The organism is Pseudomonadales bacterium (assembly GCA_024234615.1).
In the GTDB taxonomy this organism is placed as follows: Bacteria; Pseudomonadota; Gammaproteobacteria; order Pseudomonadales; family IMCC2047; genus JAJFKB01.
Window position 1 is genome coordinate 1,177,924 of sequence record JACKNY010000001.1, and the last position, 13,866, is coordinate 1,191,789.

The following is a 13,866-nucleotide window of genomic DNA, read 5'->3' on the forward strand; positions in this document are numbered from 1 at the left end:
TTTTGAGTTAGAGATCCAAAACTACTGACTCAGAATAAATATAGTCGATATCTTCTGCCTGCAAGTCATTGCTCAGGTAAACTTTATTAACGAAGCCTTCTCGTATTGCAGATAAGCGATAGTCTTTGCTTAGCAGGCGTGTTTCCACATGAGTGCTTAGAGCGGCATGTTGAAATAACCACCAGCTGCCGAGGCTTCGAAATCCATTACTGAATACCAAGCTATCGCTAAGATATATAACCTTAATGGCCGGACAACCTTTAAATGTCCCGATTTTATAGATGACAAGACACTGTCGGTTATCGCTTTGGAGCGACAGAAAGTGTAACCAAGAATACTTTTTGTGATCGTTATAAACGCGTAGGTTTTCGGCGCTTAGGGTTTTTGACATGTCGTCAGGCTTGGTAAGAACCTGGGTGGCTGGTTGCCACCAAGGAAGATTAGCCAGCACAGTGACGCGCTCATCTAGGGGTTTAAATTTTAGAAACTGTAATACGCTACCGACGGTTGAGGTGGGAGAAAAGTCTGTGTAGTGATATTCGCCGGGCTGTGAAATCAAGGCCATGGCCAAGCGCATGCTTTGCATGCGAAAGGCTTCTAGAACACACCAGCTAGTAATGTTACAGATTTTAACTTTTTTATCGCCTATTTCTCTGTCAGCGTAAAGTGCGCCGATACCACCGACTATTTCGTTTTCTTCGTTGACAAGAACATACCCATAATTTGGACGTTCTTCACACCAGTTTTCCGATAGGGCCTGTTGCCACTCGTATACGGATCTTTCGCTGTAAAGGTGTTGATGTAAAAAAGAGCAAAATTTGGGCAATAGGTCTGAGTCGACCGGATGGATGGTGGGTGGCGCTTGCATCAATACTTCCTGTTCATAAACGGTTGGCTATGGTTCTGGGGCGTGTGACTACAGTCACACGCTAGGATCAGCTATTAGTTTTGGTAAACCATGGCCTTTATTTGTGAGGATCTCGTGCTAGTATAGTTTACTCAGCTCAGGTTGACCAAGGAACCTCTGGGGAACGCCTTTAAGTTTTGTCACTAGTTTTTGTCATGGTCCAGCCTGGATTTAGTATCCCAAGTAGACATGCTCTGTAGTAACATTCAAACTTTTTTTTATTAGGGTCTATACTCAATAGAATTTCAATTATTTGAGCAATTCTCAGACATATTTTAAGCAGGTTATATGAATTTACCCGGCTTTTGCCGTGATCCACATGGCAAACCGATTATCGGTCTCGATGACGAAAGCGTATACGCTTGGGGTGATTTGGTACGCCGTACTGAAACGCTGATTCTTTCGTTATTCAGCAAGGGGTTGCTTTCCGGTACGACCCATACCTGCCTAGGGCAGGAAATTTGTCAGATGTCGGTGGTGCGTGCCCTGAATGATCCTGATGATGTCGTGCTGTCCAATCATCGCAATCATGGCCATTTTTTGACTTACTCTGGCGATGTGCTCGGGTTGGTGACGGAAATAATGGGGCGATCTTCTGGTACTTGTTTTGGCTATGGCGGTAGTCAGCACATTTCCCATCGTGGTTTTCACAGTAACGGTGTCCAGGCAGGGATGACGGGAATTGGTGTTGGCCTGGGGTTAGCGCGAAAATTTAACGGTTCTAACGCTTTGGTTGCAGTGATGATAGGTGATGGGACATTGGGTGAAGGTTTGCTCTATGAGAGTATGAATCTGGCCTCAATTTGGCGCGCTCCGGTACTTTATGTGGTAGAGAATAACGGTATCGCACAGACGACGATGACCGAAAATACGATCGGTGGCAGTATTGCCGGTCGCGGCAAAGCATTTGGGCTAGAGGTATGGGAGTTAGACGATAGCGATCCGCAATTTTGTGCGAGTGTGCAAAAAGTTGTGGATGGGTTGCGCACCGATCCTCGCCCGGGAATGCTGGTGATTAATACCATGAGGCTGGGCCCACATAGTAAAGGCGACGACCTGCGCAGCGAGCAAGAGAAAAGTCATATTCTGAAAAGAGATCCTTTGACTGCACTGGGCGAACGATTAGATAGTGTGGCTAAAGTAGCGATTGATGAGCGTAATAGTAGTTTTCTTAAAGAGTTAGAACAGACCGCAATCGCAACCCCAGAATCTCAGTTCGCCGGCATTCCTTTACACAGCTTTAAAGTAGGAAATGAGCTAACCAGTTCGCAATTATCAGCGGAAGCGGAAAATGTACGTGCTGCAATCAATGCTGGCCTGGATTATCTTTTGGCGCAAAATAAAAACTGTATCGTGCTAGGTGAGGATTTACATGAGCCCTACGGCGGTGCTTTTAAAGTGACCGCCGGATTATCTGAAAAGTATCAAGGGCGTGTTATATCTACCCCAATAAGCGAAGCGGGGATAACTGGCGCCGGAATAGGTTTGGCGTTGGCAGGTTTTAGGCCTATTGTGGAAATTATGTTTGCAGATTTCCTCACACTTTGCGCTGATCAACTGTTTAATCACGCGGTAAAATTCCCGGCGATGTTTGAGGATGTGGAAGTTCCACTCATCATTCGCACACCTTGTGGTGGGCGCCGGGGATATGGGCCTACGCACAGCCAGAGCCCTGAGAATATATTTACCTCTATTCCGGGGCTGACGGTTGTTTATGGGTCACATCGCCATAATGTTGGACAACTGCTGATAGACCTTTCAAAAAATTGGCCGAATCCAGCGCTGTTCCTGGAGCATAAGCTGCTCTATGGTGAAAAACAGTCACCCGGTGCCTATCAAGTATTAAAGGCTTCTGATTTAGATTTGGCTGCCAGGTTGTTTCCAACCCTGGTGGAAGGTTCTCAAACGCCGGATTTAACGGTTATTACCTACGGCGGAATGCTGCCTATCGTGGAGGAAGCGATACAATTTTTGCGGGAAACCGAGGAGCTGGAGGTAGAAGTTATTGTGCCATCGCTATTGGCCCCTTTACCTCGCAATACCCTGTTGCAGCAATTAATGAGTCGACCAGCTATTGCGGTGGTTGAAGAGTCGCATCATGAGTACGGTGTGGGCGCTGAAATACTCGCCATGCTGCTAGAGGCGGGTTACCAGGGAGAAGCGATCCGTGTAGGTACTGATCCTGTACCAATACCTGCGGCCAGAAGCTTGGAGCGTCAGGTGCTCCCGGACAAAGAGCTGATTGTTGCTAATTTACTCGAATTATTTTGAACCTATTTGATTTCTGGACATAAGAATGCCAACACCTTTATACACTCCGCGGGTTAATAATAACGATGATCTTGTCAAACTCATCAATTTAGCTGCGAGCGAAGGCGATTACGTTAAAGCCGGTCAGGTGGTCGCAAGTGTCGAGACCGACAAGGCGATCGTCGATGTCGAGATTGAGCAGGATGGCTATGTGCTTAAAGTATTAGCGCAATTGGAAGATGTGATTCCGGTTGGCAGTGTGTTGCTTTGGGTCGGTGCAACGATGAATGAAACAGTTCCTGATTCAAAAGCCGAACCAACCGTCGCCAGTCAGCATAACGGTGATTCAAAACAACCTACCGCTCGCGCCCGCATACTCTTGCGCAAGTATGGTGTTGAAGCATCCCAAGTACCTATCATAGGCGAGCGCTTAACCGCGGAAGATGTCATGGCTTGGGCAAGCAAAAGGGAGCTTGCCGATCATTCCGGTGAAAACGTAAAGATGGCAAAAAAAGCCGAACGCCGACCCATCGCAGAGGGAAAGCCGGTGGAGTTTACGTCCGAACAGCATGGTATGCAAAATGCTGTTGCCTGGCAGCGTGACCACGCCGCAACCGGTTATATCGAGCTCGCCTATGACCCTAAGCCTCTGGATGATTGGGCTCAAGCTTTCCAGGATCAAAACAAACTGCTATTCAGTCCGCTTTTATCGCTGATGCTCTGGCGTTTAGCACAAATGGCAGAGGAGAATCCGAAATTAAATAGCACGGTATATCAAGATAAGTTTTACCAGTATGACAGCGTTAACACGGGGTTTACCGTGCAGGCTGGAGAGACACTTTATGTGGCTGTGTTAAGAGACGCGGGTAAGTTAGATGCTTTGGAATTCGTCAATCGAATGACGGACTTGCAGCGTCGAGCGATGGTTAAAAAGCTAAAGCCGACAGAATTGGAAGGTGCGACCATATCCTTTTCGAGCATGGCACGATGGAATATAACCCGACATGTGCCTATTTTGTCGCCTGGAACTTCATTGATGGTAGCCCATGCGGCCACAATAAATGACCAAGCGGTTGTCGGTGCTACCTATGATCACCGGGTATTGAGCGGGTTTGATGTGGCGATGGTATTGCGTCAGCTTGTCTCGGTGCCTGAAACTAAATAATGAGGAAATAATGGATAAAGCAGAGATTGTTAGTGCAGTAAAAGAGCAGGTTATAGTGATCGCGAAACAGCTGGGGATGGATGCATCAGGGTTAAATGCCGATGACATCATACCGGCAACCGGGCTACTCGATTCTGCGGGTTTAATGCAACTAATCGCTTGGTATGAAGATTTTTATGAAATTCCTTTGAGCCAAGAGGAAATTAATATTGATAATTTGGGAACGCTCGATGCGATGGCCTGTTTCGTTTTAAAAAGAAAGGGGCTTTGATCATGGCAATCTTGGATACGGTAAAGTTTATCTTGAAGCATCAGCTTCAGCTGGGCGATAGAACGGATGACTTCGGTATGGATACACCGCTGTTAGGAAGCCTCCCGGAATTCGACTCAATGGCGGTGGTGGGCGTGCTTACAGCGATTGAAGAAGAGTTCGGCGTTGTTGTGGAAGACGATGAAATCTCAGCTGAAGTGTTTGAGTCGGTGGGAAGTCTGACTCATTTTATCGAAGGCCTGATTGCGTAGGCGATAGCACGAGTGTCATCTAATAGTCTTTCAATAGCTCATCCTCAATTCATTGCCGGTGCAGCAGGTTCAATTTTTGTCCTGCACCACAGGCCGGTCCCATCACTTCCTTATAAAGGAACCATCATTTTTGTGCCGCCCTTTAATGAGGAGATGAATCGCAGTCGTTCAATGCTGACACTGTTAGCCACTCGGCTAAATGCTGAAGGCTACGGCCTTGCAATAGTGGATCTGTATGGTACCGGCGATAGCTCAGGTAATTATGTGGATGCTAGTTGGGAAATATGGCGACAGGATATAGTTGCGGTTGCTGATTGGCTAGAGAATGAGGGCTTTAGCTGTATTGGTTTATTAGGACTGCGCTTAGGGGCCATGCTCGCGGCCGAGGTTTTGGTGAAGGATGCAGGAAAACGGTTTAAAAAATTGCTGTTTTGGCAACCAGTGACGGATGGCAAAATTCATCTAGTGCAATTTTTGCGGATTCGATTGGCTGCTAATTTAGAAAGACAGACAAAAGAAAAAGAAACCACCAAACTGCTTAGAAGCAAATTAATGGATGAGGGTTCTGTGGAAGTTGCTGGCTATGAAATTAGTCGCGAGCTGGCGGAGGCGATCGATAATACAAGAATGATTAATTATTTTGAGGCTTTGCAAGGCGCTACCATTTTGTGGCTTGAGCACAGAAACGAAGCAGACCAACCGTTGCCAAAAGCGTTGACAGATACTTTGTCGAAGTGTGAAGAAAATAAGCTCAAGCTCGATTTTAATACATTTGTCGGTCCAGCATTCTGGCAGATGCATGAGCGAACGCTCGCGCCCGAGGTCATTGAAAAAACTTTGGATTGGCTGAGGCTAGCGTGAGCACAGAAGAGGCTAAAGTTTTTTCATGCGACGGTGATTCACTGATCGGTATTCTGCATCGTCCGGAAAGACCAGCAAAAAGAGCGGTGGTTATCGTAGTCGGTGGCGGCCCCCAATATCGTGTTGGCGGACATCGTCAGCTAGTACTCTGGTCGCGACGCTTATGTGACCAAGGCATTGCTGTGCTGCGTTTCGATTATCGCGGAATGGGTGATAGTTACGGCGATTTTGCTGGATTTGAGAACGTCGATGCGGACATCAAAGCAGCAATTGACTACCTGTTTGCCGAGGTGGCGGAAGTAGAAGAAGTAGTGCTCTGGGGTGAATGTGATGCATCATCTGCCATTATCTTTTATGCCTGGAGTGATTCTCGAGTCAAAGGTGCGGTTTTACTAAACCCCTGGGTGCACACCCCGGCAGGACAAGCCAAAGCCTTCATCAAACATTACTATTGGCATCGTCTGAAAGATAAAGCGTTTTGGGAAAAAGTTATTAGCTTGCAATTTGATGTTTTCGGATCTTTGAAATCTTTTTTAGCTAATCTGAAATCATCTTTCGCTAACAAGACCGAGAATGTTTCGGCACAGGTGAACTCTGAGTCGACGCCGATTCCTCGAAACCTAGATATTCCCAGTCGTATGTATATTGGATTTGCCAGATTTCAAGCGCCGATTATGTTGGTTATGAGTGGTCGAGACTTTGTCGCCAGGGAGTTTGACGACCTGATCGCCAGCTCGCAGGAGTGGCGTGACAGGATGAGCCACCCGGAAGTGGTCCGATACGATATTCCAGATGCGGATCATACGTTCTCGACTAATGAGTGGCGCAACGCTGTTGTCGGTTGGGCTGAAACCTGGTTGAAATCATGGTAATCACTATAAGAAAAAGTAGGTGTGAACAGGCAGTTGCTCAATACTGGCAACCATCACAGGGTTACACAACATATGCCAATTGAAAAGAAAATCTTGTTGATAGCCTACCACTTCCCCCCGGTTAGGGTGAGCAGTGGTCTCCAGCGAACTTTGTCTTTGGCCAAATATCTCAAAGAGAATTATTGGCTGCCGTCGGTGTTATCAATATCGCCAAGCGCCTATGAGGCGGTATCGCCAGACCAGCTGAGAGATATCCCCGATTATGTCGAGGTGGTTCGTGCGAAAGGTTGGAATACAGAAAAGTTATTCTCCAAACTCGGTGGATACCCTTCCTTTTTAGCCTTGCCCGATCGCTGGGTATCCTGGTTATTTGGCGGCGTCCTAGCCGGGCGCAAAGCAATCAAACAAAAGCAAATATCGATTATTTGGTCTACTTTTCCTATCGCTACAGCCCACTTTATTGGGCTCGTGTTAAATCGTTTGACCGGCGTACCCTGGGTCGCAGATTTTAGAGATTCAATGGTGGAAGATGACTACCCGGTTGATGAGAAGCAAAGAAGGGTTTACCTCTGGTTGGAGAAAAAAGTAATCGCGCGTGCCACTAAAGTCGTTTTCACCACAGAGGGCACTAGGCAGATGTACATTGAGCGTTACCCCGGCATCGAGCCAACTCGTTTTGCGGTTATTCCCAATGGTTATGATGAGGAGGCATTTAAAAAAGCAGAACAACTGGTCAGCAAGGATCAGCAAAAGTGCAGGGCACTTAGGCTCACGCACAGCGGCATTATTTACCCGACAGAACGAGACCCGACCGCTTTGTTTGATGCTTTATCAGAATTAAAAAAAGAAGGTCAAATTAATGCTGGTACATTACAGATTATATTACGTGCTTCCGTTCATGATCATGTGTTCGAGCCAATGCTTAAATCACGCGAGATTGAAGATATTGTCAAGTTAGAACCCAGCGTTGGCTATGCCGAAGCCCTAGCGGAAATGTTAGAGTCGGATGCGTTGTTGCTGTTTCAGGCATCGAATTGTAATCACCAGATACCAGCAAAACTCTATGAATACTTTCGAGCGCGTAAACCTATTTTTGCGTTAACGGATAAACAGGGGAACACCGCAGATGCATTGAGGGAGGCTGGTATTTCTAATATTGTGGAATTGAACGATAAGAGTGAAATCAAGCAAGGTCTTGTTCTGTTGATGGAGCAGGTTGCTCATGGCAATGCGCCTATAGCGTCCTGTTCGATTGCCGAGCAGTACTCCCGAAGATCAGTAACTAAGTCCTATAGTAAAATTTTGGACAGTGTTTATGGCCCAACCTAGGGTTATACTAAAATTTCCTTCGCTCCCGGATGGCTTAAAAACCCCTGTGGACTCGCACTAAAGCCATAAGCCCCCGATTGAAACACGGCAACCAAATCATCGGGTTCTGCGCTAGGTAATTCAACTTTGTCTGCCAGCAAATCCAGCGGTGTACAAAGCGGGCCGACCACCGAGACTAATTCTTTATTGTCGCTACTCATTCGGTTAGCGACAGCAACAGGGTAGTTCTTACGAATAACCTGCCCAAAATTACCGGAGGCAGAAAGGTGGTGATGTAAACCGCCATCGGTGATAAGAAAAGTGTGCCCGCGCGATATTTTTTTATCGATTATTTTACAGATATAAACGCCAGCCTCTCCAACTAAATAGCGGCCTAGCTCGGTGACTATCTCTGCGCCGGGTAAAGCGTTGATGACCTTTGGTAAAGTGCGCTGTAAGTTGTCGGCAATGGGTTGCAGGTCCAGTTGTGTTTCACCGGGGAAGTAGGGGATGCCGAAACCACCACCAATATTGAGAAGCTCAACCTCAGATGGTGCTGATTCAGCGAGCCGAATAGCCAGTTCAAAGGTTTTGTCATGGGCTTCAATGATGGCTTCGGATCGTAAGTTCTGTGAGCCGCTAAAAATATGGAAGCCTCTAAAATGACAATCCATATCCCCGAGCAGCGTTAACACAGTGGGTACGCGTTCGGCGTCAATGCCAAATTGTTTAGGTCCTCCGCCCATTTTCATGCCGGAGCTTTTCAGTTCAAAATCAGGATTTACACGAATGGCTATTTGAGGTCGAACTCCCAGTTTCGTCGCAATCTTGTCAATCCGCCTAAGTTCGCCTTCAGATTCAACATTAATCGTAATGCCCGCTTCAATAGCGGCTACCAGTTCTGGGTCTCGTTTGCCAGGGCCAGCAAAGCTGATATTTTTTGGTAAGGTGCTGGTTTGCAGTGCAATTTCCAGCTCACCTTGTGATGCTACGTCTAAACCATCAACCAGTTTTGCCATATGCTCAACCACTGCCATCATGGGGTTGGCTTTCATCGCATAATGTAGGTGAATTTCTTTTGGAAGTACTTCCCGCAGTTGTTGGACTCTGGCTGTCATCAAACTGCTGTCATAAGCGTAAAAAGGCGTACTTCCCAGTTGTTCCGCTAGATCCATAACAGATCGCCCGTTAATCAGCAGGCAGTTTTGATCGGTTTTAAATTGATCCATTGGTACGTGTTGCGGTTTTGGTTTATTCATTAGGTCACTTTGGTTGGGTTGTTTTATAGGTGTTTGGAGCGAATTATGCCCTCATCCCAACCTTCTCCCAGAGGGAGAAGGAGTAAATCCCCTTCGTAGAGAGGGGTGCATATCCTTTCTCGTAGGGGAAGAAGCAAATCCCCTCTCCCTCTGGGAGAGGGCTAGGGTGAGGGAACTTACCCACTAAACAAATCCTTAAACTCATTTTTCAAAAAGTTTCGGTCGATCTTACCATTCGGGTTACGCGGTAATTCAGCATACAGAATGACTTTCTGTGGTGCCATATAGTTGGGAAGAGACTGTTGGCAATATTTTAGGATGGCGGCCTCGTCAACGCCTTCATTGGCATGTACGACGAGCACAATCGCCTGTCCCAGCATTGGATGAGCAACCCCCAATGCGATTGCTTCCGTCGCTAATCCACTGCTGTATATTTCTTCTTCGACTTCGGTAGGGCTAACCCGGTAGCCTGAGGTTTTAATCATTTCATCCTGGCGGGTAATAAAGTAGAGGTAGCCATCGCTGTCTTTTTTGACTTGATCGCCTGACCAGACTGCAATTTCCGGATTAGGGAGTTGTTTGGGTTGGCCGGGAGCGGGTTTGAAGCGTTCGGCAGTTTTAGTTGGGTCGTTCCAGTATCCTTGCGCGACTAACGCGCCACGATGCACTAATTCACCAGGCTCCTCGGCATCGCACTCGCTGCCATCCTCGCGAACCACCAAAATTTCCGCACTTGGTATGGCTTTGCCCATCGATCCGGGGCGCTCGTCGATCAATTCAGGATCAAGGTAAGTGGAGCGAAATGCTTCGGTGAGTCCATACATGAGAAATACTTGGGTTTTCGGTAGCGCCTGTCTGAGTCGTTGCAGGGTGGCGCGTGGCATGGCTCCGCCGGAGTTGGTGATATAGCGCAGGCTCTCAATCGCCTCCTGTGGCCACTCTAAATTGGCCAGCTGATTCCATAATGGCGGTACAGCGGCCAATCCGGTAACGCCATAGCGTACGATCGCTTTAATAACATCCCTGGGTAGCAGGTAATCCATTAACACGACACAGGCGCCTACCTGGAATGCCGTTGTCAGCTGGCTCAGGCCGTAGTCAAAACTAAAGGGAAGAACTGCGAGTAGGGTGTCTTGTGTGGTATTTCCCAGATAGCTACTGACGCTTTTCGCGCCAACAACCATGTTTCTATGTGAAAGTACCACTCCCTTGGGTCTTCCGGTACTGCCGGAAGTGTAAAGAATGGCGGCAAGATCGGCATCAATGCGATTTGGTAATAGAGTGTTCGGGTTTGTTGAAGCTGTATTAAAGCTTTCCCAGTTGACGCAATTAATTGCCAGTGTGCTGGGCAGTACACATTCGCCACCAAGGGTAATAATGTTGGCTAATTCGGGGCAGTCAGTTAATTCTTCGATGAGTCGTTGTGCTCGATCCGTGGAGCTGATAAAAAACGTCGCACCGCTATCCTTGAGAATATGCGCTACCTGCCGAGGTTTTAATCCTGGGTTGACCGGAACAAAAACACCGCCGGCCAGTGAAGTGCCGAAGAGGCTGATGACGGTTTCAAATTGTTTGGGCAGATAAACGGCGACTCTGTCATTGCGTTTTAGTCCAGCAGCGCGCAGTTGATGCGCGAATAGCTCAATTACCTCTGATAATGCTCTATAACTTAACTGGTTATCCTTGAATTTAATGGCAGGTGCTGAAGGCGATACTTTTGCCTGGTGGAAAATACTGTCGTGAAGAAGTGAAATCATGCCTGTTATTAATCTGTATTAATTCTAAGTAAAGGTTCGGCGGCGCCTATTCTGGTTTGAGTTAATAAGCGGGCAAAGCAAGTATAGTCTACTACTAGCGTTTGCGGATAATTAAGAGACCTTAGCGAACCAATTTGCGAATCATTCCGTCCTGTTTAGTTAGAACATAGATTTCGTTTTGATCATCGACGCCGAAGCGTAAATCAGCTCTATTCGTTTTCATTATATCGAGTAACTGCATTTCCTCACCCTGGTATATTAGTTGAAGTTCAAAAATGCGGGTTTGCTCTGCGTCGCGAATTTGGTCGGTATCGATATAAAAAATTCGACCGTTATGAATGTCGCCGAAAATGTATTTTCCGTAAAGTTCTGGAATAGCCTGCCCCCGATATACATAGCCTCCGGTAATGGCCCTTCCTTCATCATGATCGTATTGCGCGATGGGGTAGGTGTATTTTGATAATCTATCCAGTAAGGGTCGTTCAAACAATTCGTTTTGATCTTCATGGTTGGTGGCGAAGGTGCCTTCACGTTCGCTCCAACCGTAATTCGCTCCGGCAAGACCTAAATTGATTTCTTCGATTTGGGTTTGTCCTATGTCGGCAATAAACATCTGCCCACTGCCCGCTATATCCCAACTGAAATGTTGTGGGTTGCGAAACCCGTAGGCCCAAATTTCAGGAGCATAACCGGTACGGCCTACGAAGGGATTGTTTTGCGGAATTTGGTAACCTGGTTGTTGGGAGCCGCTAAAAGGATTGATGCGAATAATACTGCCAAATATAGTACTGGTATCCTGTCCCAATCGGTTTTTGTCGGTGTCCGATTTCTCACCGGGTTTGACGGTGTTTCCGCCGTCTCCTACTGCGATGTAGAGTAAGCCATAGTCCTCGCCGGTTGCGGTTGTATTTGGTTTGAAGGCAATCATCCCGACGTTATGGTCTCTCAAAGGCTGTGCAATTCTTAACACTTCTCTGCGAGATTTTTGATCAATAATGTCAGGGTTGTCGGTTTTGACCATCCATTCGGTAATGATTGAATAGTGATGAATAAGACCAGTGGTGCTGGCAAATACAGGTGTGCCAGGGTTGTCCTCTTTGCCGCTTGGGCGCTCCGAGTGGGCCGTGTAGAATTTTCTGTAACCAGGAGTTCCGGGTAAAGCGAAGTCTGGATGAAAGGTAAAGGAGACGAGACCTTTTTCTGTGCCATCCCAATAAAAATGTGGCATACGAATTAGAGCGAGGTCCAAAAATGGTTGAGTGAGGGGAATGTTACTTTTGAGTATGTGTATCTGGCCATTCATGCTACTGACGAATAGCCGATCAGAATGATCATTGCCTGATAGTAACAGGCTCACTTCGGAAGGAGCGTTCGTCTTGTTTGCGGTACTGATTTTTACCAAGTCAGTAATTTTAACTTTGATGCCCTTCCTGATTGAGTTGACGATTGGGTTAGGTGTGACAACCCTAAAATTTACTTTTCCGTTAGCTGACGTGGTTCTTGCAATTTCTCGCGGTGTTAGTTGAGCCGCTCTATCGTCACGACAGATGCTGGTGTTGCTAAGTTCTACAGCGCCAATATCCGGTAAATTATCCGCTCGTGGTTTCCCGCAGAAGTCGTCATCGATATCATTGGATGGAATTCCTGTATTGACTAATAATGGCGCTATTTCCGAAGATAAAGGCATTGGCGTGGATGAATTAAGCCAGCGCTTTAAATTCGTTAAGGTAAACAATGTTTTCTGCGTTATAAAATTATTTTGCGAACTGTAACTCCCCTCGTCCCTGGCAAGCAGGCGACCATTGATAGCGTTGTTAATCACTGTTGCTGTGCTGGTTGCATAGCGCACATCAATGCCTAGCGTATGACTCAAAGTGTTATGAGCAATGAGTGTGTTTTGCGCACGGTTTAGGTAAATACCAACGTCCTTTGAGCAATCCATGACGATATTATTTCGAATGACACCGTTACGATGTTCGGTGTCGCAGTTGTTGTTTTGGCAGGCGTAGGCCGATGAACCGCCGCCGCCCAAAGAGAGCCCGATTCTGATGCCTTGATCGGCTGGCAACCCCATTTCACATATCACCAAATTTTGTTCAATGATGCCGTCGCGGCCATTGCCTTTGAGAAACGCACCGTAACTGATGTGGTTACCCTGGCCTTTGGAAAAATCGGCAATCAGATTTTCGCGTAACATCCAGCGCTCGCCACCGATGACGTCTATCAGCGTAACCGGATTTGCGGTATTCCGAATGCTGGTGTTAAAGAAACTGTTGCCTTGAAGGAGTACGTCGTCGGGAAATTCCCGCGCATTATTTTCACCAATGCCGTTGCCTTTGACATGCGCATTAAAGTTGTAAATACGGTTGTTCCGTAATGTCGTATGATCGGCCATACCGACAATATGAAAAGCGTGTTCACATTGGGAGTGGTTCGTACAAACACCTTCGATATCCAGGTTTTGAAATGTCCAGTAGGGAGCGTTGACCAAAACTCCTTCCGTTGTGTTGACCTTCAGCTTTACCTGATTAAGTTGTTCGGCCATCAGCAGAATGGGTGCGTCTCTGATTCCGGCGTTGGTGATTTGAATTTTATGTGTTATCGGGTAGGTGCCTGGTGAAAGTTGAATCAACGTGCCGGGCTGTGCTCTTGCTACGGCCTGTCTAAGTTCTTGTGCTGATGTCACCAGCACCTTCCTTGAAATTCCGGTGGTGGTGTTTAAGGGGTTGCTGACATTGGCTCCCCAGAGGCTATATTCTGCGGGAAGTGATTCGGTACTTTGATTCGGTGTCAGAATGGAATCGTCAGGCTGACCAGGAAAAAGTTTGTCTAGACTTTTTTCTAGGAATAGGTTTAAAGGTAACTGATGCTGAGACCAGGTTTCGTATCCTAACAAAGTTAGCGTTGGTAGCGGCGAAACCGCAACCAGCAGAATTAGCATTCGTATTTTCCGGGAAAGCATGCC

At 46.9% G+C, this 13,866-nt stretch carries 11 protein-coding genes; 7 read left to right on the top strand and 4 right to left on the bottom strand.

Features of this window, described 5'->3' with window-relative positions:
• Positions 1 to 7 precede the first annotated feature (7 nt).
• Entirely contained in the window at positions 8 to 868 is an 861-nt protein-coding gene (locus tag H6995_05500; GenBank protein MCP5214444.1) for a hypothetical protein, read from the bottom strand.
• 327 nt (positions 869 to 1,195) lie between these two features.
• On the opposite strand from H6995_05500, the gene H6995_05505 reads away from it, so the two are divergent.
• The 7 genes from H6995_05505 to H6995_05535 all read left to right on the top strand — a co-directional run bounded on the left by H6995_05505 (position 1,196) and on the right by H6995_05535 (position 7,906).
• Positions 1,196 to 3,178 carry a 2-oxoglutarate dehydrogenase gene (locus H6995_05505; protein MCP5214445.1) on the top strand — a complete coding sequence of 661 codons (1,983 nt, stop codon included), beginning with the start codon at positions 1,196 to 1,198 and terminating at the stop codon, positions 3,176 to 3,178.
• Between the two features lie 25 nt (positions 3,179 to 3,203).
• On the top strand, positions 3,204 to 4,322 hold the full coding sequence (locus H6995_05510; GenBank protein MCP5214446.1) for a 2-oxo acid dehydrogenase subunit E2: 1,119 nt from the start codon (positions 3,204 to 3,206) through the stop codon (positions 4,320 to 4,322).
• A gap of 10 nt (positions 4,323 to 4,332) precedes the next feature.
• On the top strand, positions 4,333 to 4,593 hold the full coding sequence (locus H6995_05515) for an acyl carrier protein (GenBank protein MCP5214447.1): 261 nt from the start codon (positions 4,333 to 4,335) through the stop codon (positions 4,591 to 4,593).
• Between the two features lie 2 nt (positions 4,594 to 4,595).
• On the top strand, positions 4,596 to 4,844 hold the full coding sequence (locus H6995_05520; protein MCP5214448.1) for an acyl carrier protein: 249 nt from the start codon (positions 4,596 to 4,598) through the stop codon (positions 4,842 to 4,844).
• Between the two features lie 12 nt (positions 4,845 to 4,856).
• On the top strand, positions 4,857 to 5,705 hold the full coding sequence (locus tag H6995_05525; GenBank protein ID MCP5214449.1) for a hydrolase 2, exosortase A system-associated: 849 nt from the start codon (positions 4,857 to 4,859) through the stop codon (positions 5,703 to 5,705).
• Positions 5,687 to 6,577: a hydrolase 1, exosortase A system-associated gene (locus H6995_05530; protein MCP5214450.1), complete on the top strand. Its 891-nt coding sequence runs from the start codon at positions 5,687 to 5,689 to the stop codon at positions 6,575 to 6,577. Before H6995_05525 ends, H6995_05530 begins: the two co-directional genes overlap by 19 nt.
• 72 nt (positions 6,578 to 6,649) lie before the next feature.
• Positions 6,650 to 7,906, top strand: coding sequence for a glycosyltransferase (locus tag H6995_05535; protein ID MCP5214451.1), 1,257 nt, complete (start codon positions 6,650 to 6,652; stop codon positions 7,904 to 7,906).
• Between the two features lie 2 nt (positions 7,907 to 7,908).
• On the opposite strand, the gene H6995_05540 is transcribed toward H6995_05535, so the two are convergent.
• The 3 genes from H6995_05540 to H6995_05550 all read right to left on the bottom strand — a co-directional run bounded on the left by H6995_05540 (position 7,909) and on the right by H6995_05550 (position 13,842).
• Complete coding sequence (locus H6995_05540) at positions 7,909 to 9,144, bottom strand: pyridoxal-dependent decarboxylase, exosortase A system-associated (GenBank protein MCP5214452.1); 1,236 nt, start codon at positions 9,142 to 9,144, stop codon at positions 7,909 to 7,911.
• Positions 9,145 to 9,320: 176 nt separating this feature from the next.
• Entirely contained in the window at positions 9,321 to 10,901 is a 1,581-nt protein-coding gene (locus tag H6995_05545) for an acyl-CoA ligase (AMP-forming), exosortase A system-associated (protein ID MCP5214453.1), read from the bottom strand.
• Between the two features lie 121 nt (positions 10,902 to 11,022).
• A complete protein-coding gene (locus H6995_05550; protein MCP5214454.1) occupies positions 11,023 to 13,842 on the bottom strand; it encodes a PQQ-dependent sugar dehydrogenase in 2,820 nt (939 codons plus the stop codon).
• Between the last annotated feature and the right edge of the window lie 24 nt (positions 13,843 to 13,866).